Source organism: Olleya sp. Ti.3.14, assembly GCF_038154885.1.
GTDB lineage: Bacteria > Bacteroidota > Bacteroidia > Flavobacteriales > Flavobacteriaceae > Olleya.
In genome coordinates this window covers 100,600-124,908 of the sequence record NZ_JBAKAO010000004.1, presented here as the reverse complement: position 1 = coordinate 124,908, position 24,309 = coordinate 100,600, and the positions used below count along the sequence as shown (strand labels likewise).

The window sequence follows — 24,309 nt, the reverse complement described above, 5'->3', positions numbered from 1 at the left end:
TTTTAATGAAGTTAACCAAAGAGCAAATACAATACATCGATAATTACCTCATTAAAAATGAGGTAAAATACTGGGATGTACGATTAGAATTGTTAGACCATATTGCATTGTCAGTAGAGGATCATATGAATATTAATGGGATGTCTTTTGATAAAGCCTTACTGGTAACCCATCAAGCGTTTGGTAACCAAACTAAAGTACATGGTATTTATCATGGTAAGTTACTGAAACAAGGTTTGTATGTCGACAACCAGGGGTTCAAGGATTTTGAAAAACAAAAGCAAAAAGACATAGGTAAAAAGTATAGACGGTTACATTGGCAAGGGTTGAAACAACTACTTAAATCGCCAAAGTTTTTACTAGAGTATGTTTTATTTTGTGTGATGTTTTACCTCTGTTTTATTTTTAATTTTAAGGCAACTTTGATCTTAGGATTTATAATTTTAACAATACCTACTTTATATAGTGGTTACCATTCGGCTATGAGTAAAATGGCAAGACGATCTTTAAATATTGTATTATCCATTGGGATAATTGGATTACCATGGAATACCTACAATTTGGTGCTGTTATTTTTTAATAGTTTTTATGATGATGAAGCCAGTAAGCCCTATTACATTTTATTTATATTAACCATTATGTTCTATCCATTAGTGCGATCAGGTTTGAAAGTATATTTAGAAATTTTTAATGATTATAAGCAACAGCATAATTTAATATGAAGTTAACCCAACCTCAAATACAAAACCTATACGCCTTTACAAGACAACACTACGTTGAGCATTATGATTTACAAACCGAGTTAGTAGATCACTTAGCAAACGATATAGAGTCTGTATGGCAAACACAACCAGATATATCGTTTGAAGAGGCTAGAGACCAAGCCTTCAAAAAATTTGGAGTCTTTGGTTTTATGGACGTGTTAGAACGTCGTCAAAAGGCAATGAATAAGCGCTACTTTAAATATCTGTGGACAGAGCTAAAGCAATGGTTTACGTTTCCTAAATTAATTACTACGCTAGCTTTGTTTTTTGGTATTTATTTAGGGTTGTCTACAATTTTTGCAAAATCGTTTTTAATTGGTCTTTTTGTAATAATATGTGTTTTTACAATCTACAAAAGCATACAACTAAAAAAACAATTTAAACAACGTAAAGCATTGTCTAATAAAAAATGGATGTTAGAAGAAATAATATTTAAACAAGCAGGAGGTTCTGCAATAGTTTTACTAACTCAGTTGCCACAATGGTATAATTTTTCTGGTAATATTTTTAGTTATCCTTACATTGTTCTGGGCTTGTCTATTTTTTCTACACTGTTTTGCCTTTGGATGTACATTAGTTTTGAAGTTATACCAAACAAAGCAGAACAACTTTTAAACCAGACCTATCCAGAATTTTGTTTGTAACATTTTTGCACATTTGTATACTTATCTATTAAACCAACCAAACAATAACAACTATGATTAGTAAATTTTTAAGCTTAGAGTGGAAGTCATTTATTCGCTCGGCAAGCTTTGGTAAAAGCTTAGCAATAAAGATTGTCATGGGCTTTTTTGCATTATACTTTATTTTAGTGTTTTTAGCATTAGGCTTTGGATTATATCCAATTTTACAGAAAACTTTTCCGGATCAAGACCCTTTTATTGTGGTTAATGGATTTATCTTTTTTTGGTTTTTAGGCGATTTATTATTGCGCTTTTTTCTTCAAAAATTACCAGTAATGAGTGTCAAACCTTTGCTGATCATACCCATTAAAAGAAGTAGTATTGTGCATTTTGTTTTAGGAAAATCTGCAGTATCCTTTTTTAATTTTTTACCCCTTTTTGCCATAATACCTTTTAGTATTATCCTTATTACTAAGGATTATCAACTAGCAACCGTAATGACTTGGGCTGCTGCTATGATTTTACTAACCCTAATTAATAATTTTTTAAATTTTATTATTGAAAGTTTTTCTGCAGAAACAGAATTGTCATTTCTACCAATAATCATATTTGCTGGTACGTTATTTGGACTTAACTATTTTAATATTATTAATATTTCAGGTGCTTTGTCTACAGCTATGTTAGCTATAGTTAACAATCCATTATTACTGCTAATTTTGATTGTAATTTTAATTGGTTTATACCTGTTTAATCATAAAATATTAATTAAAAAACTATACTTAGATAATTCACTTAAAACAAAAATTAAAGAGGTAACCACTTCAGATTTAGGATGGACCAAGCGTTTTGGTGATAGTGCACCTTTTATGCAATTAGATTTAAAATTAATTTGGAGAAACAAACGTCCAAGGTCTGCTGTTTTTATGTTGGTATTTGGATTATTATATGGTTTGTTTTTTTACCCACAACCAATATACAGAGACATGCCAATTATGTATGGTTTTATTGGTGTATTTGTGACTGGTATTTTCTTAATTAATTTTGGGCAATTTATTCCGGCTTGGGATAGTGGATATTACAAAATGTTAATGAGCCAAAATATTAAGTATGAACAATATTTAAAATCTAAATACACCTTAATGGTCCTTAGTGTTATTATCATGTTTGTACTAAGTATTCCTTATGTCTATTTTGGTTGGAAAATCTTAGTTGCACATTTTGCAGCAGCAGTGTATAACATAGGTGTTAATAGTTATGTTATAATGCTTGGTGGATCTTTTAATCGAAAAAAAATAGACTTAAATCAACGTGCAGCTTTTAACTTTCAGGGTACAGGAGCAGTACAATGGTTAATTGGTATTCCATTGTTACTTTTACCATTGGCTATTTTTGGGTTATTATCTCATTTTGTTAGTTTTTATGCAGGTATATCTGCGTTAATACTACTAGGAGTTATCGGAATTATTTTTCATCAAAAAATCATGCGCTTTATTACCAATAAATACTTAGACTCTAAGTATGAAATGATAAAAGCATTTAACCAAGACAATTAATATTTACAAAACTTTTTAACTATGATAACAACAACAAATCTTTCAAAAAAATATAGCGGAAACGAAGTTTTAAATATTTCTAATTTAGACATACCTAAAGGTCAAAGTTTTGGTCTTGTGGGTAATAATGGAGCAGGAAAAACAACGTACTTTAGTTTGTTATTGGATTTAATTAAACCTACTACTGGTTATATTAAAACTAATGGAATATTAGTTAACGAGAGCGAAGATTGGAAACCCTTTACGTCTGCTTTTATTGACGAAAGCTTTTTAATTGGCTATTTAACACCAGAAGAATATTTTTATTTTATTGGTGATTTACGTGGACAAAACAAACAAGACGTAGACAATTTAGTGTCACAGTTTGAAGACTTTTTTCATGGCGAAATTTTGGGTCAAAAAAAATACCTTCGTGATTTAAGCAAAGGTAATCAGAAAAAAGCAGGTATTGTCGCTGCGTTAATTGGTAATCCTGAGGTAATTATTTTGGATGAGCCTTTTGCTAATTTAGATCCAACAACACAAATTAGATTAAAGCAAATTATTAAGGATTTAGCAGAAAAAAAAGGAGTCACTGTTTTAGTGTCAAGTCACGATTTAATGCACGTCACAGATGTATGCGAGCGTATTGTGGTCTTAGATAAAGGTCATGTAATTAAAGATATACAAACTAGCGAAGCAACTTTAAAGGAGTTGGAAGCGCATTTTTCTGGTACAGCAAATCCAGTTTAACAGTCTCTTAGATATGTAAAACATCTAAGTTTCAGTTCATTTTTTGGCTAAAAGTAAAAAAGATGCTTATTTTTACGCACCTGTCAATAATTATAAATAATAATTATGGCATTAATTAGTTATGTATTACACTAAATACAACCGCATTGAAGATAGCATTAAAAATTTGTATAGTTTCTGGTTTGATCTTAGCAACAATTACTAGTTGTTCAAGAAAAAAAAACAGTTTTATAAATCGTAATTTTCATGCAGTTACTGCAGAGTATAATGCTTTGTTTAATGGTTACGAGGCCTTAAAACAAGGACAAAACAGTCTTAACGATGGTTACAAGGACAACTATTGGGACATTTTGCCTGTCGAGCGTATGCAAGTTAGTGATGAGATTGTTTTGCCAGGACAATCAAAAAACGAAAGTTTTACTAAAGCCGAAGAAAAAGCAGTAAAAGCCATCCAAAAACATGGGATGAATATTCAAGGTAAAGAGTATAACCCTCAAATTGATGAAGCCTATTTATTGTTAGGAGAAGCTAGATATTTTGATCAACGTTTTGTGCCTGCTCTAGAAGCTTTTAATTATATCCTTTACAAGTATCCTGCTTCAGATAAGATAAACACAGCAAAGGTTTGGAGAGAAAAAACCAATATGCGTTTGGATAATGACGAGTTGGCCATTAAAAACCTAAAACGTCTAATAGAGCAAGAAGAATTAGAAGGTCAAGAGTTAGCAGATGCGACCTCAATTTTAGCACAAGCCTACATTAATACTAAAGCTTTAGATAGCGCTTTAACACAAATCAAAATTGCAGCTAAAGCAACTAAAAACAATGACGAAAAAGGACGTTTTGGTTTTATAAAAGGACAACTATATAATGTGTTAACCTTTAAAGATAGTGCTAATATCGCATTTGACGAGGTTATAGATTTAAACCGAAAAATTCCACGTCGTTACTTAATGGCTGCACATGTTGAGAAAGCTAAAAATTTTGATTATGATAAAGGCGATAAAATTGCATTTTTAAAATACTTAAGCAAATTAGAAAAAGACCGAGAAAATCGTCCGTACCTAGATAAGATATATCACCAAATTGGCGAGTTTCATTTAACTAATAAATCGGATTCTTTAGCAGTAGTATATTACAATAAATCACTAAGAGAAAAATCTACAGATAAAATTTTAACAGCCAAAAACTACGAGACTCTAGGCGATTTTTATTTTGATAGAAACAACTATAAAGTAGCAGGAGCTTATTTTGATAGTACAATGACTAGTATGGTTGAAAACAGTAAACCTTACAGAACCATTAAGCGTAAACGCGAAAACTTAGATGATGTTATTTATTATGAAGGCGTTGCCGAAGTTAATGATAGCATACTTAAACTAGTAAACATGTCTGATGCAGATCGTGTTACATTTTTTACAGACTATACCAACAAGCTTAAGATAGAAGCTGAAAAAGAAAAAGAACGTTTAGAAATCGAAGCTAGAAAAAAAGGATTAGCAACAACAAATACGCCAACAAATAATGTCACTAAGCCAAGAGGTGGATTACCAGGTGTTGGTAGTAATTTTTATTTTTATAACCAAAGCACAGTCGCTTATGGTAAAAACGAATTTACACGTATTTGGGGAGACCGTAAAAATCAAGACGATTGGAGGTGGTCATCTGCAAGCGGAAGCGCAATTGGCAATCAATCCAATTCTGATATAGCAGCAGTTTTAGAGCAAGATCAAGAGTTTTTAGATCCGCAATTTTATATAGCGAAAATCCCTACAGCACAAAAAGAACTTGATAGTTTAAAAAAGGATCGTAATTATGCCTATTATCAGTTAGGTCTGATTTATAAAGAAAAATTTAAGGAATATAACTTGTCTAAAAGCAAGTTTTTAAACCTTTTAGCTAGTAATCCTGAACAAAAATTAATTTTACCTTCTAAGTATAACTTATATAAAATATATGAGATTTTAGGCGAAAACGACGAAGCACAAATCACCAAAACAGATATTATAGCCAACTATTCAAGTTCTAGATATGCCGAGATTTTGAAAAACCCAGAATTAGCAGCTACTAGAGACAAAAGTAGTCCGGAAAGTCTATATGAAGTAACCTATAAATTACTAGAAGAACAAGATTATGCTCAGGTAATTGAAAAGTCAAATAAATATATTAAGTTTTTTGATGGCGAATCAATAGTAGCAAAATTTGCGCTTTTAAAAGCAACAGCAAATGGTAGGTTAAATGGATATCAAGCCTACGTAGATGGACTTAATGACGTAGCATTAGCTTATGCAAACATGCCAGAGGCTATTAAAGCGGAAGCTATAGTTAATAGCTTAAAATCTGTAAGTGATAAAACGTTTAAACCAAATACTGAATCTACTTCCTTTAAAGTATTGTTCCAATTTGAAAAAAACAATTCTGAAGCGATAACTGCATTTAAAAAAATATTAGATGAGGTAACACCTAAGGTGCAATATTATAATTTGTCAACATCTGTAGATGTTTATAATCCAGAAACTTCATTTGTAGTTGTTCATGGTTTAAAAAGCGTAGATGGAGCAAAAGGGTTTGCAGAGATTTTAAAAGCAGAAGATAAATATAAAATAGATAGACCTTATTTTGGAATTTCTTCTGACAATTATAAAATACTTCAAATACATAAAAATCTAAATCAATATTTAGAAAATCAATAATTTTCCTAAAAATGAAAAAAAAGCAACAAGAGCAATTTTCTATTCAAAATATAATAGCAAAAGGCACTAAAATAGTAGGAGACTTTTTTAGCGAAGGCGACTTACGTGTGGATGGGTTAATCGAAGGTAATGTAGAGGCGTCTGGTAAAGTAGTTATTGGTAAAGAAGGCGAAATAAAAGGAACTCTTAAATGTAGTAATGCCTATTTTGAAGGTAAACTAGTAGGTGCTTTAGAGTTAACCGAAACCTTAACCTTAAAGTCCACTGCGCATATAGAAGGTGAAGTAGTCACACAAAAACTGGCTGTAGAGCCTGGAGCAACCTTTAATGTATCGTGTGTTATGAAAACGACTGTAAAAGATATAAATGGCGGATCAAAAACAAAAAAAACAGCTTAATCCATATATTAGGTTTACATCTATTGCCATACAAATGGGTTTAACCATTTGGTTAGGTAGCCAATTAGGTAATTGGTTGGATAGCAAATATGGCGATGGTAGTCAATTATATTTTAAAATAATTACATTATTATCTGTGTTTATAGCAATGTACGCTGTAATCAAGCAAGTTGTTAAAATAACTAACGATCAAAAGACTAAAAATGAATAAACGCATACTATATGTAGTTGTTATAATATTAGTATTACTAGCAGTTGCCTATAACCTTCAAAATTATCTAACAGAAGATAATCTACCTTACTCGTTACAAAAACTATATTTATTTCATGGTATAGCAGTATTGATAGTATACCTAGGTATAGAGCTTATTTACGATAAAATGCCCAATCAAATAGGTGCAGCATACCTAACAATGATGTTTTTAAAAATAGGAATTTTCATACTATTGTTTAAATCCACGATATTTACTGAGCAAGATTTAGCGATACAACATCGCTTAGGATTATTAATTCCATTTTTTTTATTTTTAATAGTAGAGGCTGTTTGTATAGCAAAATTATTAAAAAGCAAGTAAGTGCTTGAAATAAAGAATAATAGTGGTTATTAAAACCTTAAAAAAAATCTAATTAAAAAAAGCGTTTACCTTTTTAAATTATTACTTACATTTGCACAAAATTTACAGACCATAAATTTATTAGTTACAAAAAGTATGATGTTGGCAAAAAAATCTATCAATTTTATAGCGATATTAGTTCTGACTTTATTTTCCGTGTCCTCTTATGGAAGCGATGATAAGCAAGAACCAGGAAATCCGGTGAATACTGCTCAAGAAATTAAAGAGTATATCGCACATCACTTAAAGGATTCTCATGACTTTCATTTGTTTACACATAATGAGTCAGGAACGCACTACAGCTTTCCGTTGCCAGTAATCGTATGGACAAGTAATGGTTTAAAGACGTTTATGTCTTCAGCATTTCATCATGATGATAGTGGAAGCGTAATCGTAGAAAAAGGAGATACACGTTTAGTAAAGCTACATAGTAAAATTTACGAGTTAGATAATGGCGCAACAACAGTAGCTTTTGATGATGCACACCATCCAACAAATGCACATAAAGTCATAGATTTTTCAATTACAAAATCTGTTTTTGGAATGTTGTTAACAGGAGTGTTAATGTTATTAGCTTTTACAGCGTTAGCAAGAGGTTACAAAAAAGGACACTCTGTACCAAAAGGATTTAGTAGAGTTTTAGAGCCTTTAGTAATATATGTAAGAGACGATATTGCTAAACCAAATATTGGAGAGAAAAAGTACCGCAAGTTTATGGGCTTTTTGTTAACTGTATTTTTCTTTATCTGGATCTTAAACTTATTAGGATTAACGCCAATTGGGTTTAACGTAACAGGTCAGATTGCAGTAACAGCTTGTCTAGCAATTTTTACAGCAGTTATATATTTATTTAGTGGAAGTAAAGACTTTTGGAAACACACCTTATGGATGCCAGGAGTGCCAGTTATTTTACGTCCAATATTAGCAGTAATAGAGTTAATCGGTTTTGTGTTAATTAAACCATTCTCATTATTGGTGCGTTTATTTGCAAACATGACAGCAGGTCACTTTGTGGTGATGAGCTTAATAGCATTAATGATAACAATGAAAGAATCATTTGGAGCTGTTGGATCAACAGGGATGTCTTTAGTGTTAGCTTTATTTATTTCAGTAATTGAAATTTTAGTAGCCTTTTTACAAGCGTTTATTTTCACGATGTTATCATCGTTATTTATAGGAATGGCAGTCGAAGAACACGACGATCATCACTAACAAGAATTTGTTTAATTAATATTTATAAAACCAAATTAGTATGTACAATTTAATTGGAGCAGGATTAATCGTAATCGGTGGAGGAATCGGATTAGGTCAAATTGGAGGAAAAGCAATGGAAGGTATTGCTCGTCAACCAGAAGCAGCTGGAAAAATCCAAACTGCGATGATCATCATCGGAGCCTTATTAGAAGGTTTAGCATTCGGTGCGTTAATCTTAGGAGCATAATCCTAAAACAAAAAGAAACAGCTTTCTGCAACGGTTGGTTGCAGGAACTGTTTTAAATTAAACAAACAAAGAATTACAGTAATCTATATAGTATGGAAACTTTATTAAATGACTTTTCGGTAGGTTTATTCATTATGCAAGGTGTTATCTTAATAATACTAATTGTATTAATGAGAAAATTTGCATGGAAACCTATTTTAGACGCTTTACAAACTCGTGAAGACGGTATACAAAATGCATTAGACTCAGCTGAAAACGCTAAGCTAGAAATGCAAAATCTTCAAGCAGATAACGAGAAGTTATTAAAAGAAGCACGTGCAGAGCGTGAGTCTATGCTTAAAGAAGCAAGAGAGTTAAAAAACAAAATGATCGAAGACGCTAAAACGGAAGCTCAAGCTCAAGCAAACAATATGATTGCTCAAGCACAAGCAGCTATTGAAAGCGAAAAGAAATCAGCTATGGCAGAATTAAAAAATCACGTAGCAGGTTTATCTTTAGACATTGCAGAAAAAGTAGTACGTCAAGAATTATCTAACAAAGACAAACAATTAGAGTTAGTTGAGTCTATGTTAAATGATGCTAAATTAAACTAAGTTTAAGTCATGGCAGGAGAAAGAGCAGCAATACGTTACGCAAAAGCAGTTTTAAGCTTAGCTACAGATAATAATACAACAGACGTTGTAAACAATGACATGGAGCTAATTAATAATACAGTAGCGCAAAGTAAAGATTTAAAAGATATGCTTTACAGTCCTGTAATTAGTTCTAGCATTAAAAAATCTGCATTATTAGAAATTTTTAAAGGTATTAATCCAGCAACGGTAAACCTTATAGATACTCTAATTACAAACAAACGTACAGATTTATTACCAGAAGTAGCTTCAAAGTTTATAACTTTATTCGAGCAGCAAAAAGGTAGTCAAATTGCTACAGTTACAACAGCAGTTCCTTTAACAGAAGCTTTAGAAGCTAAAGTTTTAGCTAAAGTTAAAGAACTTACAGGTAAAGATGCAGCAATAAAAAATATAGTAGATGAAAGCATTTTAGGTGGTTTCATTTTACGTGTTGGAGATACGCAGTATAATGCTAGTATCGCTAACCAATTGAGCAAGTTAAAAAGAGAATTTACAATAAACTAAGACTTACCCTGAGTTTGTCGAAGGGTCTAAATATCAATAAAGATGGCAGAAGTAAAACCAGCTGAAGTATCAGCAATCTTAAAACAACAACTTTCAGGCTTTGAAGCTAGCGCTTCATTAGACGAAGTTGGAACAGTATTAACAGTAGGTGATGGTATTGTACGTGCTTACGGATTAGCTAACGCACAATATGGTGAGTTAGTAGAATTCGATGGTGGTTTAGAAGGTATCGTACTTAACCTTGAAGAAGATAATGTAGGTATTGTACTTTTAGGAACTTCAGTAGGAGTTAGAGAAGGATCTACAGTAAAACGTACTAACCGTATTGCTTCTATTAAAGTAGGAGAAGGTATTGTTGGACGTGTCGTAGATACACTTGGTAATCCAATTGATGGTAAAGGACCAATCACTGGAACAACTTATGAGATGCCTTTGGAGCGTAAAGCACCAGGAGTTATCTACAGAGAGCCAGTAACTGAGCCATTACAAACAGGTATTAAAGCAATTGATGCTATGATCCCAGTTGGTAGAGGTCAACGTGAGTTAGTAATTGGTGACAGACAAACAGGTAAAACTGCAGTTTGTATTGATGCTATCTTAAATCAAAAAGAATTTTTTGATGCAGGTGAGCCTGTATATTGTATATATGTTGCAGTAGGACAAAAAGCTTCAACAGTAGCACTTATTGCTAAAACTTTAGAAGAAAAAGGAGCTTTAGCTTATACTACAATAGTAGCTGCAAATGCATCAGATCCTGCTGCAATGCAAGTTTATGCACCTTTTACAGGAGCTTCTATTGGAGAATATTTTAGAGATACTGGTAGACCAGCTTTAATTGTATTTGATGATTTATCAAAACAAGCTGTTGCTTACCGTGAGGTATCTTTATTATTACGTCGTCCACCAGGACGTGAGGCGTATCCTGGAGATGTATTTTACTTACACTCAAGATTATTAGAGCGTTCTGCAAAAGTTATTAATAATGACGCGATTGCTAAAGAGATGAATGATTTACCAGAATCATTAAAACCAATCGTAAAAGGTGGTGGATCTTTAACTGCATTACCAATTATTGAAACACAAGCAGGTGACGTATCAGCATATATCCCAACTAACGTAATTTCTATTACAGATGGACAAATCTTCTTAGATGGAGATTTATTTAACTCTGGTGTACGTCCAGCAATTAACGTAGGTATTTCTGTATCTCGTGTTGGTGGTAACGCACAAATAAAATCAATGAAAAAAGTATCTGGAACATTAAAACTAGATCAAGCTCAGTATCGTGAATTAGAAGCGTTTGCTAAGTTTGGTTCAGATTTAGATGCAGTAACTTTAAACGTAATTGAAAAAGGTAAACGTAACGTAGAGATCTTAAAGCAAGGTCAAAACGATCCATTTACTGTTGAGGATCAAGTAGCAATTATTTATGCTGGATCTAAAAACTTATTAAAAGACGTCCCTGTAAATAAAATTAAAGAATTTGAAAGAGATTATCTTGAATTCTTAAATGCTAAACACAGAGGTGTTTTAGATACTTTAAAAGCAGGTAAATTAACTGACGAGGTTACAGATACACTTATCGCTGTATGTAAAGACCTTTCAGCTAAATATAGAGCATAACAATTATAAATTTATAGTTATAGATTAGTCGTCTATAACTATAAATTTGAATTATTAAATTAATGTCACTCGGAGCATGTCGAAGAGTCTTTATAATATAAAGAATGGCTAATCTAAAAGAAATACGTAATAGAATATCTTCAGTATCTTCAACGATGCAGATTACTAGTGCCATGAAAATGGTATCTGCTGCTAAGTTAAAGAAGGCTCAAGATGCTATTACTGCTATGCGTCCTTATTCTGATAAGTTAACTGAACTTTTACAAAGTTTAAGTGCAACTTTAGATGAAGATGCTGGAAGTAAATTTGCAGAACAACGCGAGATTAACAACGTTTTAATTGTATCTATAACTTCTAATAGAGGTTTATGTGGTGCTTTTAATTCTAACATAATCAAGCAAACACAACACTTGATTTCTAATGTCTATGCAGGTAAAAAAGTATCTGTCTTAGCTATCGGAAAAAAGGCTAATGATGCATTTGCTAAAAAAGGAATTGTAATTGGTAACCAAAGTGCCATTTATGACGACTTAACCTTTAACAGTGTTGCAGATATTGCAGAAATGTTAATGGGTAAATTTACTAAAGGCGAATTTGATAAAATCGAAATCGTTTATAATAAATTTAAAAATGCAGCAACACAAGAAGTAATGACGGAACAGTTTTTACCAATTGTACCAATAGAAGGTGAAGCAGATAATAATTCTGATTATATCTTTGAACCATCTAAACTAGAAATAGTTGAAGAGCTTATACCTAAGTCTTTAAAAACACAGTTATATAAAGGGATTAGAGATAGTTTTGCTTCAGAGCATGGTGCACGTATGACTGCAATGCATAAAGCAACTGACAATGCAACAGAGTTAAGAGATCAACTTAAATTGACTTATAACAAAGCACGTCAAGCTGCAATTACTAACGAAATTTTAGAGATTGTTGGTGGTGCAGAAGCATTAAATAACTAATACAATTTTTCTACTGTAGTAGAATGTTTTATACATTAAAACCTTATTCAAAATGGATAAGGTTTTTTTTATGGAATACCTTTTGATTAATTACCTTTATACAAATTCCTTTAATTATGAAATTTATACAATATTTAAGTGTTTCAATTTTAACTAGTTTTCTATTTATGCAATGCTCTAGCGCACAAAAACTTCAAAAGGAAGCAGCTTTCCAAACTGATAAAGCTTATTATCAAAAATGGGTAGCAGGTCTTAAGGATGGTGGTTCTGGTATAAATGTGTTTATTCCTATAGACTCTAATCCTAAAAATTTAAAATTAGATAGTTTATATTTTAGAGGATATATAGTAACCTTACAAACTAAACCAAATTTTCCTGACCTATACATTGGTCGTATAACAACTAATGCTAATCAGCCAAAAGATTATGGTGTAGATACATCAGATATTCCTTTTGACTTAAAGGATAACGAAGCAGTAGTTAGTTATACAGAAAATGGTAAAACTAAGTACTTAAAGATTGAGAATTTAGTCGAAAAACAAATGGAGCAATACCCAAGTGCACCACCAAGAAATCTGAATAAACAATAATAAAGCTTTAACCTTATTTTTGTTAACTTCACACGGACTCTTATAATTCAAATTGTAATTTACCTTGAGCGTACTAAAAAAGTTTTTTAAAGACACTATAATTTATGGTTTAGCAACTGTATTACCTCGTCTTATGAATTTTGTTTTAGTGCCTCTTCACACAGGTAACTTAAAAACCACAAGCTTTTCTGATAACACAACCTTTTATATTTATGCTTCTTTTTTTAATGTGTTGCTTACCTATGGAATGGAAACAGCTTTTTTTAGGTTTTTTACAAAATCTAAAGAAAAAGACAAGATATTTTCTACTACGTTTATCAGTTTAGTAGTTACTACTTTTTTGTTTTTAATAGCGATGCTACTTTATAGTCAACAACTATCTAGTATGTTTAGCATTTCTCAAAAGTATTTTAATTTATTAATTGGTGTCATTGTGTTAGATACATTGGTAGTGGCTCCTTTTGCATATTTACGTGCTACAGGACGACCAATTAAATTTGCAGCCATAAAAATTAGTAACATATTAATTTATGTTTTGCTTAATTATTTTTTCCTTTGGTGTATTCCAAAATTTAACCTGTCTTTTTCTTGGTATGACACTTCAGACTTAGTCCAATATATATTTATCTCAAATTTGGCAGCAAGTGCAGTAACATTATTATTGTTGTTACCTTACTTTTTTAAAACCAAGTTATACTTTAGTAAGACCATTTTTAAACAATTAATTAATTACGGTTGGCCAATTATGGTTGCTGGTTTAGCTTATGTTATTAATGAGAATTTTGATAAATGGATTATACCTAATTTATTAGACAAAGACATTAATGGTGCTTACAGTGGCTGTTACAAAATAGCAATGTTCATGACTATTTTTATACAAGCCTTTAGGTTAGGTGCAGAGCCTTTTTTCTTTTCTCACGCAAAAGAAAAAAACGCAAAACAGACCTACGCTTTAATCATGAAGTATTTTGTAATAGCAGGTAGCTTAATGTTTGTATTTATAATTGCTTATTTAGATATTTTTAAAGCCTTGTTAGTTACAGATTCTAGCTATTGGCAAGCCATACAAATCGTACCAATAGTATTATTAGCTAATTTATGTTTAGGTATTTATTTTAACTTAGCTATTTGGTACAAACTTACAGACAAAACCAGATACGGTATGTACTTATCTATTGTAGGTGCAATTGTTACAATTGGTTTAAATATTACTTTAATACCCAAATTTGGTTTTATAGCAGCAGCTTGGACAACTTTGGTAGCTTACGGGATTATGATGATATTGTCTTATTTGTTGGGACAAAAACATTATCCAGTACCTTATAATTTAAAACAAATTTTAGGCTACTTATTTATGGCTGTAGCGCTATCTATTGTAGCATTAAATACAAAAGCCAACTATTACATTAATACTATTATAGTTTTAGTATTTTTGGGATTAATAGTTCTTTTTGAAAAGAAAGAAATAAAACGTTTATTAAAAAGAAATTAAATTAACCTGAAACTCAGGTTAAACAGAAGCAAATAAACAATATGCAAATTAAAATAATTAATAAATCCAATCATGCATTACCACACTATGAAACCATAGCGTCTGCAGGAATGGATTTGAGAGCCAATATTACTGAAGCAATACAATTGCAGCCTTTACAACGTACTATCGTTAAAACAGGCTTGTTTATAGAATTGCCTATAGGATTAGAAGCTCAAGTTAGACCTAGAAGTGGTCTTGCAGCAAAAAATGGAGTAACTGTATTAAATGCACCAGGAACAATAGATGCTGATTACAGAGGAGAAATTGGTGTTATTTTAGTAAACCTTTCCAACGAAGATTTTATAATCCAGAATGGCGAGCGAATAGCACAATTAGTAATTGCAAAACATGAACGTGCAGAATGGGTAGAAGTACAAACACTTTCTGAAACCGATAGAGGTGAAGGTGGATTTGGTAGTACAGGCACAAAATAAAAGCATTGTAAGCCAAAAATTTAATTTAAAATAAAATATTAGTTTAACTATAACAAGATTCCTGCTTAGGTAGGCATTTAATAACATGAAAATAATAGTTCCTATGGCAGGACGAGGTTCTCGTCTAAGACCACACAGTTTAACAGTACCAAAACCTTTAATTCCAGTAGCAGGACAACCAATAGTCCATAGATTGGTTAAGGATATTGCTAAAGTTTTAAATCAGCCCATTACAGAGATTGCTTTCGTTTTAGGCGATCCAGCTTGGTTTGGTGACGACGTGGTATCTAGCCTAAAGGATTTAGCAAAAAGCTTAGGTGCTAAAGCATCTATTTACAGACAAGACCAACCTTTAGGGACAGGTCACGCCATAATGTGTGCAAAGGACTCATTATCTGGTCCTGCAGTAATTGCATATGCAGACACGTTAATTAGGGCAGATTTTAATTTGGATCCAGAAGCGGACGCTGTAATTTGGGCTAAGCAAGTTGATCAACCGGAAGCTTATGGTGTTGTTAAGCTAAACGATAATAACGAAATTATTGAGCTTGTTGAAAAACCAGAACAGTTTGTTAGCGATTTAGCTGTTATTGGTATTTATTATTTTAAAGAAGTAAGCCAACTTAAAAAGCAACTACAAACTGTTTTAGATAACAATATTATACATGGTGGAGAATACCAAATTAATGATGGTATTAAAGGGATGATGTCTGAAGGTAAAGTATTTAAAACAGGTGTTGTTAGTGAGTGGATGGACTGCGGAAATAAAGCCATTACCTTAGAAACTAATCAACGTATGTTAGGTTTTTTAAAAGCAGATGGAGAAGAGCAATTAGTATCAGACACAGTTAAAACCGAAAATGCAACCATTATTGAACCGTGTTACATTGGCAAGAATGTAGTGCTTAAAAACACAACAATTGGACCATACGTTTCGGTTGGAAACAACTGTGTTATTGAAGACTCAACCGTTAAAAATAGTCTAATACAAAACCATACGTCTATTAAAAATGCTAATTTAGACGAAGCTATGATTGGTAACCATGTTAAGTTTGATGGAAAATTCACCAAAATTAGTATAGGAGATTATTCTGTATTAGAATAAAATTTAAAGCAAAGCGAAGCGTCAAATTAATGAAAAAACAAGGTTACATACTACTTATCATATTAGGGATATTTCTATTTCCGCAGGTTAATACTGCGCAAATTGATTTTGACAAAAAACCTGATGATGATTTAGGAGATGTTTCAGACGCTTACCAAGAATACTTTTTTGAAGCCCTAAAACAAAAAGGAATAGAGAACTACCAACGTGCTATAGATAACTTATTAAAGTGCATAGAAATTGATGATTCTGAGGCTATTTTATATTTTGAATTAGGTAAAAACTATAATCAACTTAAAAATTTTGGTGCAGCAGAGGATGCGCTAAAAACAGCTGTCAACAAAATTCCTGATAACGAGTGGTTTTTAGATGAATTGTATAGTACTTATATTCATCAAAAAGAATATAAAAAAGCCATAAAAACAGTTAGGCAATTAGTCAAGTATCATCCAGATTATAAAGAAGATTTGGCTAATATATATATGCAAACTGGAGATTTTAAAGAGGCACTTAAAATTTTAGATGAATTAGATGAAGAGCTTGGTATTAATAAGGATCGTGACTTGTTACGTAACAGGATTTATAACGCAACAGGTCGTAAGAAAGATCAAATTGAAAACCTAGAAGAACGAGTAGATAAAAACCCAGACTCTGAAGACACCTATTTAAGATTAATTTATCGTTACAGCGAAAGTGGAGATACCAAAAAAGCATTTGAAACCGCAAAAAAATTATTGGAAGTTAACCCTAAATCAGAGCTAGTACATTTAGCTTTGTATAAGTTTTATTTAGAAGCAGGAGAAAATGAAAAGGCTATCCAATCCATGAAAGTCACATTGCAAAGCTCACAAATTAACCCAGAATCTAAAATCAAGGTATTAGCAGATTTTGTAAAATTTGTCAGCATAAATCAGCAATACGAGCAAGATTTGGTAGAGGTCACGTCCATGCTTACTAAAATAGAATCCAGCGGAAAAACTTTAGTAGAGCTGGCACAGTATTATTTAGTAAAAGGCGAAAAGCAAAAAGCATTAAATTTTTACGAGCAAGCGTTACAGAAAGAAGAAGAAAACTTTGGTATTTTACGAAACATTATTTTACTTCACATAGACTTATCACAGTTTGATCAAGCACATCAAAAAAGTGAAGAAGGTTTAGAGGTTTTTCCTTCGCAACCCGTTTTATATTTAGCAAATGGTGTCGCTTTAAATTATTTAAACCGTCCTAAAGACGCAATAAATAGCTTGGAAATAGGTGTGGATTATATAATTGAAGACCCAAAAATGGAGATTGATTTTTACAAGCAGTTAGCCAAAGCTTACACTGCTACTAACAATTTTTCTAAAGCAAAAACGTTTACAGATAAAGCAAAAAAACTAGAAGGTTTAAACTAATGGCATTTAAAACACGCATATCTTTTGTAATACTATTAATCACTATGGTAGTATCTGGCTGTAAAGGGGCAAAAACTTTAGTGACTAATGGAACGATAGACACTAAACTATCAGTCAAACAACTTATTAAAAATAGTACAAAAGCTAATTTAGATTTTACGTCTTTAACAGGAAAGCTAAAAGTAGATTATACAAAAAATCAAAAATCAAAAGGTGTGTCTTTAAGCTTCAGAATGGAAAAAGATAAAACCATTTGGATGAGTTATTTAGGGATTGCTAAAGTACTTATTACGCCAGCAAGAGTTGCCTTTTATAACAAATGGGATAATACTTATTTTGATGGCGATTTTGCTTATTTAAGTAACCTATTAGGTACAGATTTAGATTTTAGTAAAGTGCAAAATATGCTATTAGGTCAATCGCTTTTTGACTTAAACGATGATAAATATAACCTGTCAGCTAATGACAAATCCTATATTTTACAACCTAAAAAACAACGTGATTTATTTGAGTTGTTTTTATTTGTAAATCCGTCACATTTTAAAATGGACGCTCAAGAAATCTCTCAACCAAGTGATAAGCGCATATTACATATTGATTATTTAGCTTATCAAAAAATAGACGACAAAACCTTACCTGAACTAACCAAAATACTAGCAATCGAAGATGAAGAGCAATTAGAGATTAATCTAGAGCTTAAGTCTGTAAAGTTAAATGAAGACGTACGTTTTCCTTTTACTATTCCTTCTGGCTATAAAAAAATAGAGTTGTAATTTATGAAGTATCGTCAATTACTATTACTAGTTTCTGTTTTTGCAATATTAGGCACAACTTCCGCTTTAGCGCAAAAAAATAAAATCGATCAATTAGAGGCTAAACGTATTGAAATTAAAAACCAAATAAAGCAAATCAATGCTTTACTGTTTCAAAACCAGTCCAAGCAAAAAAGCCAAACGACACTTATTGAAGACTTAAATTACAAATTAAGCGTAAGACGTAACTTGATTAAGGTTACCAACCAACAAGCTAATTTGATTAACCGAGAAATTGCTGTAAACCAAAAAAAAATATCTGGATTACGTGATGAGTTGGTTATTTTAAAGGACAATTACGCTAAAACAATTTTGAATACATATAAAAATAAAAGCAGCCAAAGTCGTGTTATGTTTTTATTGTCCTCCAACAATTTTAGACAAGCTTACAAGCGTTTACAGTACATGAATCAGTACTCTAAATATCAAAAGCAACAAGGAGAAAACATTAAAGAAAAAGCATTAAAACTTCAAAATTTAAACCTTGAGCTTGGTAAGCAAAAAGCAGCTAAAGACAAGTTGATTGCAGAGAATAGAGAGGTGCAAAAAGCTTTGGAGGAAGACATGAAGCAGCATGAAACCATCATGGCTTCTATTAAAAAAGATTTAAATAAGTATACTGCTCAGATTAAAGAAAAGCAACAAGAAGCAAGAGAGGTTGATCGCGAAATTGATCGCATTATTAAAGAGGCTATTGCAAATTCTAACAAAAAATCTGGTACAAAAACCACAACAACTAAAGCGTCTAGTACGTTTGCATTAACTCCTGAGGCAAAACTATTAGCAGCAGATTTTTTAAGTAATAAGGGTAAATTAGTTTGGCCTGTAGAAAAAGGTTTGGTTAAAGTTAAGTATGGTGTGCAACGTCATCCAACAGATGCTTCATTAACTATAAACAGTAGTGGTGTACGTATTGCTACAGAGCAAAATGCTATTGTTAGATCTGTTTTTAAAGGAGAGGTTTTAAAAATTATAATTCAAAAAAGAGGTAATCCTACAGTTTTAATAAAGCATGGTAACTACATATCTGCTTACCATAATTTAAAGAAAATATCCGTTAAAACAGGAGATAAAATAGTCACTAAACAAGAAATAGGAGAGGTATTTACTAATAGTGAAGGCGAAACACTTTTATGGTTTAGTTTGTATAAAAATGATGCTTCAGTTGATCCAGCAGAATGGATTTATAAGATGTAATAATAAACCCAATGCAAAGCATTGGGTTTATTATTTAATGTTATTCAAACAAAGCTTTAAGCTCTGTAGCATCGTTTGGTTTAATTTTTCCTGCTAGTAGTAAACTTAATTGTTTACGTCTTAAGGCAGCAGCAAAACGTTCTTTTTCTAAGTCAGTTTCTGGGATTAATTCTGGTATTGCAACTGGTGTTCCAGTTTCGTCCACTGCAACAAAAGTATAAATAGCTTCGTTTGCTTTAGATCGATTTCCAGACTCTCTGTCTTCTACCCAAACATCAATAAATATTTCCATTGAGGTTTTAAAGGCTCTAGATACTTTAGCTTCAACTGTAACTACACTTCCTAAAGGGACTGCTTTGTTAAAGGCTACGTGATTTACAGATGCTGTAACAACAATACGTCTAGAGTGTCGTCTTGCGCTTATACTTGCTGCACGATCCATTCTAGCTAGTAATTCGCCACCAAAAAGGTTATTTAAAGGATTAGTTTCACTTGGTAAAACTAAATCTGTCATTACGGTTCTAGAGTGTTCAGCTGTTCTTGCGTTCATCATAATTTTTTCTTTTCAGGCGCAAAGGTAAACTGATTTTAAGATTTAGTTAGTGCATTTTAGAATAAATTAAGAATTAAAAAACCTCGTAAATTTACACTTACGAGGTTTTTAATATACTTAATGGCTTAGTTTTAGTCCAAAGACTTAATTAATAACCAAGCGTCTTTGTTCTGTTCTGTTCTTATACTGTTTAAAGCGTTATTAGCCTCTTCTCTGGACGTATAACTTGCATAAGCTACTTGATGTAGACCATATTGGTTTACACCAACTTTACGCGCTTTAAAACCTTGTTCTTGCAATTCTGCAACTTTTTTATCAGAGTTTTCTTCGACTCTAAAAGCACCAGCAACAATATGATAATTTCCTGTTTGCTTATTTACATTTAAAGTTATAGCAGGTAATGGGTTACTAATTACAAAAGTAGCTTCTTGTATTTGGCTATCTAATTGTGTGTTTGCCTCTTCTTGTGCAATTTGGTTGTGTTGCGCTACTGTATTAACGTAGTTATTAAAACCAAAACCAGCTAAGCCTAAAGCAACAACTGCAATAGCAGCATACTTAAGGTATGATTTGCTTTGACGTTTTTCTGGTGTTACCGCAATTGGGATGACACGCTCAATGGTTTCGGCTTCTTCTTTGTAAACAACTCTAGTTACTGCAGGAGATACATACTGAGACAAACCAAAAGCATCCGTTAAATAATTTAAATGGTAAGATGGATTAAATTCTATTTTACCTTCATTATTTAAAATTAACTCACCAATGTTTTCAAAACTTAACGTTTCACCTTCAACTAAATAAGACTTTAAAGACTTAACACGTTTAGATAGGTTTTGTGCAGCAGTTTCAAAAGGTATTTTTTCAACATCTGCTATATAACGTACCAGTAAACCGTCGTTATTTTGTATTTGCTCGTTAAAAGACAATTGCTTTTTAGGAGGATAAAAGGCATTGGTACTATCGTGTACTTGCGCAGATTTACGTTGTGTTAAAAACGATCCAAATTCTGGAACCGTAACACAATCATATCTGTATAATAAATCGCTTATGTAATGTTCTAATTGCATAGTAACAAAGTTAGAAAATTTTAAAAACCAATAAAATTTAGTGCGTATTAGTTATTAACAGACTTAAATTTCTTTTCTTGTAGTTTCAAAATCAGTGCAATAAAAAATGAATGACGACCAATTACGCTATATTTTAGCCTTACAACACGTCTCTAAAATAGGAGATACTACCGCAAAAAAGCTAATTAACCATTGCGGAAGTGCAGAAGCTGTGTTTAAAGAAAAGAAACAAAACCTTTTAAAAATTGATGGTATAGGCGAAATTATTTTAAGTGAATTATATCAATCTAGTCATTTTGAAGAAGCAGATAAAGAACTAAAATTTATTAATGACGAAAACATAAAACATCACGTTTTTACTGACCCAACGTATCCATCAAACCTAAAACATTGCATTGATAGTCCTATAGTTTTGTTTGAAAGCGGAAACATTAACCTTAATAATAAACATATTATTAGTATTGTTGGAGCTAGAAAAATCACCACATCAGGTATTGCATTTTGTGAAAAATTAATTGAAGAGTTAGCCATATATAAGCCAATTATAATTTCGGGATTTGCTTATGGTACAGATATTACAGCACATAAAGCTGCCATTAAAAATAAATTACAAACTATAGGTTGTTTAGCACATGGCTTAAACCAAATTTATCCAAAAGTGCATAAAAAGTACGTTGCAGAAGTTGAAAATAATGGAGGCTTTTTTACTGATTTTTGGAGTAGTGATACTTTTGATCGTAACAATTTTTTAAAAAGAAACCGAATTATTGCAGGCATTAGTCAAGCAACCATAGTAATTGAATCTGCAGAAAAAGGCGGAAGTCTAGTTACAGCAGATATTGCAAACTCATATAACAGAGATGTGTTTGCAGTCCCTGGACGTGTCACAGATAGTCAAAGTATTGGTTGTAATAATCTAATTAAACAACAAAAAGCGCATTTGCTATCTACGCCTTTAGATGTGCCTTATATTTTAAACTGGCAATTAGATAACTTACAAAAACCTCCTGTACAAAAGCAGTTGTTTATTGAGTTAGATCCTGACGAAAAGATTGTGTATAATTACCTGAAAGAAAATAATAAGGCGTTGTTAGATAGTATTGCTATTAAATGTAATATGCCAACTTATAAGTTAGCTGGCATATTACTTAATATGGAATTAAAAGGTGTGGTAAGACCACTTCCTGGAAAATTATTTGAGGTTATTTAGATATTATATTAATACCCAACTTTTGCTCTAACTCTTGCCAATACATCATTAGCAATTTTTCTAGCTTTTTCAGCTCCTTTTTCTAAAGCAGCATCTACTTCATGTAAGTTAGCCATATAATGGTTGTAACGTTCACGTTCCGTTTTAAAGGTCGTTAACATTAACTCATATAATGCTTGTTTAGCATGACCATAACCATAATTACCGTTTTCGTAATTAGCTTTCATGGTTTCAATTTCGCTCTCTGAGGCTAATAATTTATATAAAGCAAAACAGTTGCAAGTTGACCAATCTTTAGGGTCTTCTAATGCTGTACTATCGGTTTCGATAGTCATAATTTGCTTGCGTAATTTTTTTTCTGGTAAAAATATATTAATAGTGTTTCCCTTACTCTTGCTCATTTTTGCACCATCAGTACCAGGAATTAACATGTTGCTTTCTTGGATTTTCCCTTCAGGTATAACAAATGTTTCGCCTAATTTAGCATGAAATCTAGAAGCTACATCTCGTGTCATTTCTATATGTTGTAATTGATCTTTTCCTACAGGAATAATATCTGCATCATACAATAAAATATCTGCTGCCATTAACATTGGATAGGTAAATAATCCAACGTTTACATCCTCTAAACGGTCTGCTTTGTCTTTAAAACTATGTGCTAAAGTCAAACGTTGAAACGGAAAAAAGCAACTTAAATACCAAGACAACTCAGTAGTTTGTGGGATATCACTTTGTTTGTAAAACACTGTTTTTTCAATGTCTAATCCTAAAGCCATCCATGTAGCAGCTGTAGAGTAAGTGTTGTTTCTAAGTGTCTCAGCATCTTTAATTTGTGTTAAAGAGTGCATGTCTGCAATAAATAAAAACGACTCGTTTTTTGCATCATTAGCTAATGCAATTGCAGGACGCAATGCTCCCATTATATTACCAAAATGTGGTGTTCCTGTACTTTGTATTCCTGTAAGTATTCTTGACATAATTATTAAACTATTCTATTAAGCAAAGGTACTTTTTTTAGTAGAATACCTCAATTAATTTAATTAGTTTTGACAGCAAATGATAGTATTTAAGTATATTTTTTGGGTATTATATCGTATTTGGTTCTACATATTAGTAGCAATACCAATTATAATCCTATTTCCGTTATTGATTGTTTCTATTTTAAAAGAATCTTGGTATCCTTATTTTTTCAAATTAGCTCGTATTTGGGCTAGATTTATTTTAATAGGTATGGGATTGCCAACTAAAACAGAGTATTTGCAAAAACCGGAACGTAACAAGAGCTATATGTTTATAGGTAATCACACCTCTATGCTAGATATTATGTTAATGTTGGTTACTGTTAAAAATCCTTTTGTTTTTGTTGGAAAAGCTGAGTTGGCTAAAATACCATTGTTTGGATTTTTCTATAAAAGAACATGCATATTAGTGGATAGAAATAGCGTTAAGAGTAGGCAAGCAGTTTTTTTAAGAGCGCAAAGACGACTTAAACAAGGATTAAGCATTTGTATTTTTCCTGAAGGCTTAGTCCCAGAAGAACATATAATATTAGACCAGTTTAAAGATGGCGCTTTCCGTTTAGCCATAAACCATAAAACGCCTATTGTGCCAATAACTTTTGCAGATAATAAAAAACGTTTTTCTTATACTTTTTTTAGTGGTGGACCAGGAGTATTAAGAGCTAAAGTACATCATTTTATACCCACAAATGATTTGACTGTACAAGATACTAAGGCTTTAAATAAAAAGTCTAGAGACATTATTTTAAAGCAATTAGAGATTTATAACGCATAAAAAAAGCTGCTCTTGGCACAGAGCAGCTCTTACAGTATTAATTCCCTACTTAAAGGGACACTTAAAAACTAAAT

26 protein-coding genes are annotated in these 24,309 nt (G+C 31.8%); 23 read left to right on the top strand and 3 right to left on the bottom strand.

Annotation, left to right across the window (positions count from 1 at the left end; all coding sequences use genetic code 11):
• The first annotated feature begins 5 nt into the window (after positions 1-5).
• From V6251_RS07915 to V6251_RS07815, 21 genes are all read left to right on the top strand, one after another.
• Positions 6-722, top strand: a complete 717-nt coding sequence (locus tag V6251_RS07915) for a hypothetical protein (RefSeq protein ID WP_341587753.1) — start codon at positions 6-8, stop codon at positions 720-722.
• Positions 719-1,408 carry a hypothetical protein gene (locus V6251_RS07910; protein WP_341587751.1) on the top strand — a complete coding sequence of 230 codons (690 nt, stop codon included), beginning with the start codon at positions 719-721 and terminating at the stop codon, positions 1,406-1,408. The genes V6251_RS07915 and V6251_RS07910 overlap by 4 nt, the downstream gene beginning before the upstream one ends.
• A gap of 53 nt (positions 1,409-1,461) precedes the next feature.
• Positions 1,462-2,940 (top strand): DUF5687 family protein, encoded by a 1,479-nt coding sequence (locus tag V6251_RS07905; RefSeq protein ID WP_341587749.1) that lies wholly within the window; start codon positions 1,462-1,464, stop codon positions 2,938-2,940.
• Between the two features lie 21 nt (positions 2,941-2,961).
• The gene (locus V6251_RS07900) at positions 2,962-3,672 is read left to right on the top strand and encodes an ABC transporter ATP-binding protein (RefSeq protein ID WP_341587748.1); all 711 of its coding nucleotides are present in this window, start codon (positions 2,962-2,964) and stop codon (positions 3,670-3,672) included.
• Between the two features lie 146 nt (positions 3,673-3,818).
• Positions 3,819-6,365: a type IX secretion system periplasmic lipoprotein PorW/SprE gene (porW, locus tag V6251_RS07895; RefSeq protein ID WP_341587746.1), complete on the top strand. Its 2,547-nt coding sequence runs from the start codon at positions 3,819-3,821 to the stop codon at positions 6,363-6,365.
• 11 nt (positions 6,366-6,376) lie between these two features.
• Positions 6,377-6,763 carry a bactofilin family protein gene (locus V6251_RS07890; RefSeq protein ID WP_145004814.1) on the top strand — a complete coding sequence of 129 codons (387 nt, stop codon included), beginning with the start codon at positions 6,377-6,379 and terminating at the stop codon, positions 6,761-6,763.
• Positions 6,732-6,974 carry an AtpZ/AtpI family protein gene (locus tag V6251_RS07885; RefSeq protein WP_145004811.1) on the top strand — a complete coding sequence of 81 codons (243 nt, stop codon included), beginning with the start codon at positions 6,732-6,734 and terminating at the stop codon, positions 6,972-6,974. The genes V6251_RS07890 and V6251_RS07885 overlap by 32 nt, the downstream gene beginning before the upstream one ends.
• A complete protein-coding gene (locus V6251_RS07880; protein WP_339807553.1) occupies positions 6,967-7,338 on the top strand; it encodes a DUF6168 family protein in 372 nt (123 codons plus the stop codon). The genes V6251_RS07885 and V6251_RS07880 overlap by 8 nt, the downstream gene beginning before the upstream one ends.
• Before the next feature lie 135 nt (positions 7,339-7,473).
• Positions 7,474-8,589 carry a F0F1 ATP synthase subunit A gene (gene atpB / locus V6251_RS07875; RefSeq protein ID WP_341587742.1) on the top strand — a complete coding sequence of 372 codons (1,116 nt, stop codon included), beginning with the start codon at positions 7,474-7,476 and terminating at the stop codon, positions 8,587-8,589.
• A 40-nt stretch (positions 8,590-8,629) separates the two neighbouring features.
• Positions 8,630-8,818: an ATP synthase F0 subunit C gene (gene atpE, locus V6251_RS07870; protein ID WP_090837241.1), complete on the top strand. Its 189-nt coding sequence runs from the start codon at positions 8,630-8,632 to the stop codon at positions 8,816-8,818.
• 92 nt (positions 8,819-8,910) lie between these two features.
• On the top strand, positions 8,911-9,411 hold the full coding sequence (locus V6251_RS07865) for a F0F1 ATP synthase subunit B (protein ID WP_145004803.1): 501 nt from the start codon (positions 8,911-8,913) through the stop codon (positions 9,409-9,411).
• Positions 9,412-9,420: 9 nt separating this feature from the next.
• Positions 9,421-9,957: an ATP synthase F1 subunit delta gene (atpH, locus tag V6251_RS07860; RefSeq protein ID WP_341587737.1), complete on the top strand. Its 537-nt coding sequence runs from the start codon at positions 9,421-9,423 to the stop codon at positions 9,955-9,957.
• 42 nt (positions 9,958-9,999) lie between these two features.
• Positions 10,000-11,580 carry a F0F1 ATP synthase subunit alpha gene (gene atpA / locus V6251_RS07855; RefSeq protein ID WP_145004797.1) on the top strand — a complete coding sequence of 527 codons (1,581 nt, stop codon included), beginning with the start codon at positions 10,000-10,002 and terminating at the stop codon, positions 11,578-11,580.
• Positions 11,581-11,684: 104 nt separating this feature from the next.
• Complete coding sequence (atpG, locus tag V6251_RS07850) at positions 11,685-12,545, top strand: ATP synthase F1 subunit gamma (RefSeq protein ID WP_341587735.1); 861 nt, start codon at positions 11,685-11,687, stop codon at positions 12,543-12,545.
• A 116-nt stretch (positions 12,546-12,661) separates the two neighbouring features.
• Positions 12,662-13,135 carry a hypothetical protein gene (locus V6251_RS07845; protein WP_341587734.1) on the top strand — a complete coding sequence of 158 codons (474 nt, stop codon included), beginning with the start codon at positions 12,662-12,664 and terminating at the stop codon, positions 13,133-13,135.
• Between the two features lie 64 nt (positions 13,136-13,199).
• Positions 13,200-14,627 (top strand): oligosaccharide flippase family protein, encoded by a 1,428-nt coding sequence (locus tag V6251_RS07840; protein ID WP_341587732.1) that lies wholly within the window; start codon positions 13,200-13,202, stop codon positions 14,625-14,627.
• A 41-nt stretch (positions 14,628-14,668) separates the two neighbouring features.
• Positions 14,669-15,103 (top strand): dUTP diphosphatase, encoded by a 435-nt coding sequence (gene dut / locus V6251_RS07835; RefSeq protein WP_145004786.1) that lies wholly within the window; start codon positions 14,669-14,671, stop codon positions 15,101-15,103.
• 85 nt (positions 15,104-15,188) lie between these two features.
• Positions 15,189-16,208 carry a sugar phosphate nucleotidyltransferase gene (locus V6251_RS07830; protein ID WP_292948724.1) on the top strand — a complete coding sequence of 340 codons (1,020 nt, stop codon included), beginning with the start codon at positions 15,189-15,191 and terminating at the stop codon, positions 16,206-16,208.
• 29 nt (positions 16,209-16,237) lie between these two features.
• Complete coding sequence (locus V6251_RS07825; protein WP_341587730.1) at positions 16,238-17,602, top strand: tetratricopeptide repeat protein; 1,365 nt, start codon at positions 16,238-16,240, stop codon at positions 17,600-17,602.
• Complete coding sequence (locus V6251_RS07820; protein WP_341587729.1) at positions 17,602-18,375, top strand: DUF4292 domain-containing protein; 774 nt, start codon at positions 17,602-17,604, stop codon at positions 18,373-18,375. Before V6251_RS07825 ends, V6251_RS07820 begins: the two co-directional genes overlap by 1 nt.
• A gap of 3 nt (positions 18,376-18,378) precedes the next feature.
• On the top strand, positions 18,379-19,611 hold the full coding sequence (locus V6251_RS07815) for a murein hydrolase activator EnvC family protein (RefSeq protein ID WP_341587728.1): 1,233 nt from the start codon (positions 18,379-18,381) through the stop codon (positions 19,609-19,611).
• Positions 19,612-19,651: 40 nt separating this feature from the next.
• Here V6251_RS07815 and V6251_RS07810 read toward each other — a convergent pair whose 3' ends face one another.
• Positions 19,652-20,161 carry an acyl-CoA thioesterase gene (locus V6251_RS07810; protein ID WP_028282450.1) on the bottom strand — a complete coding sequence of 170 codons (510 nt, stop codon included), beginning with the start codon at positions 20,159-20,161 and terminating at the stop codon, positions 19,652-19,654.
• 134 nt (positions 20,162-20,295) lie between these two features.
• The gene (locus V6251_RS07805; RefSeq protein ID WP_341587726.1) at positions 20,296-21,231 is read right to left on the bottom strand and encodes an HU domain-containing protein; all 936 of its coding nucleotides are present in this window, start codon (positions 21,229-21,231) and stop codon (positions 20,296-20,298) included.
• A 106-nt stretch (positions 21,232-21,337) separates the two neighbouring features.
• Here V6251_RS07805 and dprA point away from each other — a divergent pair, with 106 nt between their 5' ends.
• Positions 21,338-22,441: a DNA-processing protein DprA gene (dprA, locus tag V6251_RS07800; protein ID WP_341587725.1), complete on the top strand. Its 1,104-nt coding sequence runs from the start codon at positions 21,338-21,340 to the stop codon at positions 22,439-22,441.
• Positions 22,442-22,449: 8 nt separating this feature from the next.
• Here the strand turns inward: dprA and trpS are convergent, their stop codons facing one another.
• The gene (trpS, locus tag V6251_RS07795) at positions 22,450-23,418 is read right to left on the bottom strand and encodes a tryptophan--tRNA ligase (RefSeq protein WP_341587724.1); all 969 of its coding nucleotides are present in this window, start codon (positions 23,416-23,418) and stop codon (positions 22,450-22,452) included.
• Positions 23,419-23,497: 79 nt separating this feature from the next.
• On the opposite strand from trpS, the gene V6251_RS07790 reads away from it, so the two are divergent.
• The gene (locus V6251_RS07790) at positions 23,498-24,235 is read left to right on the top strand and encodes a lysophospholipid acyltransferase family protein (protein ID WP_341587723.1); all 738 of its coding nucleotides are present in this window, start codon (positions 23,498-23,500) and stop codon (positions 24,233-24,235) included.
• Positions 24,236-24,309: the final 74 nt, after the last annotated feature.

Coding starts and splice junctions, on each gene's coding strand:
- V6251_RS07790 (WP_341587723.1), top strand. CDS start 23,498: ATGATAGTATTTAAGTATATTTTTTGGGTATTATATCGTATTTGGTTC.
- V6251_RS07910 (WP_341587751.1), top strand. CDS start 719: ATGAAGTTAACCCAACCTCAAATACAAAACCTATACGCCTTTACAAGA.
- atpA (WP_145004797.1), top strand. CDS start 10,000: ATGGCAGAAGTAAAACCAGCTGAAGTATCAGCAATCTTAAAACAACAA.
- dprA (WP_341587725.1), top strand. CDS start 21,338: ATGAATGACGACCAATTACGCTATATTTTAGCCTTACAACACGTCTCT.
- V6251_RS07900 (WP_341587748.1), top strand. CDS start 2,962: ATGATAACAACAACAAATCTTTCAAAAAAATATAGCGGAAACGAAGTT.
- V6251_RS07805 (WP_341587726.1), bottom strand. CDS start 21,231: ATGCAATTAGAACATTACATAAGCGATTTATTATACAGATATGATTGT.
- V6251_RS07880 (WP_339807553.1), top strand. CDS start 6,967: ATGAATAAACGCATACTATATGTAGTTGTTATAATATTAGTATTACTA.
- V6251_RS07815 (WP_341587728.1), top strand. CDS start 18,379: ATGAAGTATCGTCAATTACTATTACTAGTTTCTGTTTTTGCAATATTA.
- V6251_RS07830 (WP_292948724.1), top strand. CDS start 15,189: ATGAAAATAATAGTTCCTATGGCAGGACGAGGTTCTCGTCTAAGACCA.
- atpH (WP_341587737.1), top strand. CDS start 9,421: ATGGCAGGAGAAAGAGCAGCAATACGTTACGCAAAAGCAGTTTTAAGC.
- V6251_RS07810 (WP_028282450.1), bottom strand. CDS start 20,161: ATGAACGCAAGAACAGCTGAACACTCTAGAACCGTAATGACAGATTTA.
- V6251_RS07825 (WP_341587730.1), top strand. CDS start 16,238: ATGAAAAAACAAGGTTACATACTACTTATCATATTAGGGATATTTCTA.
- V6251_RS07905 (WP_341587749.1), top strand. CDS start 1,462: ATGATTAGTAAATTTTTAAGCTTAGAGTGGAAGTCATTTATTCGCTCG.
- atpE (WP_090837241.1), top strand. CDS start 8,630: ATGTACAATTTAATTGGAGCAGGATTAATCGTAATCGGTGGAGGAATC.
- V6251_RS07885 (WP_145004811.1), top strand. CDS start 6,732: ATGGCGGATCAAAAACAAAAAAAACAGCTTAATCCATATATTAGGTTT.
- V6251_RS07865 (WP_145004803.1), top strand. CDS start 8,911: ATGGAAACTTTATTAAATGACTTTTCGGTAGGTTTATTCATTATGCAA.
- V6251_RS07890 (WP_145004814.1), top strand. CDS start 6,377: ATGAAAAAAAAGCAACAAGAGCAATTTTCTATTCAAAATATAATAGCA.
- dut (WP_145004786.1), top strand. CDS start 14,669: ATGCAAATTAAAATAATTAATAAATCCAATCATGCATTACCACACTAT.
- trpS (WP_341587724.1), bottom strand. CDS start 23,418: ATGTCAAGAATACTTACAGGAATACAAAGTACAGGAACACCACATTTT.
- atpG (WP_341587735.1), top strand. CDS start 11,685: ATGGCTAATCTAAAAGAAATACGTAATAGAATATCTTCAGTATCTTCA.
- atpB (WP_341587742.1), top strand. CDS start 7,474: ATGATGTTGGCAAAAAAATCTATCAATTTTATAGCGATATTAGTTCTG.
- V6251_RS07845 (WP_341587734.1), top strand. CDS start 12,662: ATGAAATTTATACAATATTTAAGTGTTTCAATTTTAACTAGTTTTCTA.
- V6251_RS07820 (WP_341587729.1), top strand. CDS start 17,602: ATGGCATTTAAAACACGCATATCTTTTGTAATACTATTAATCACTATG.
- V6251_RS07915 (WP_341587753.1), top strand. CDS start 6: ATGAAGTTAACCAAAGAGCAAATACAATACATCGATAATTACCTCATT.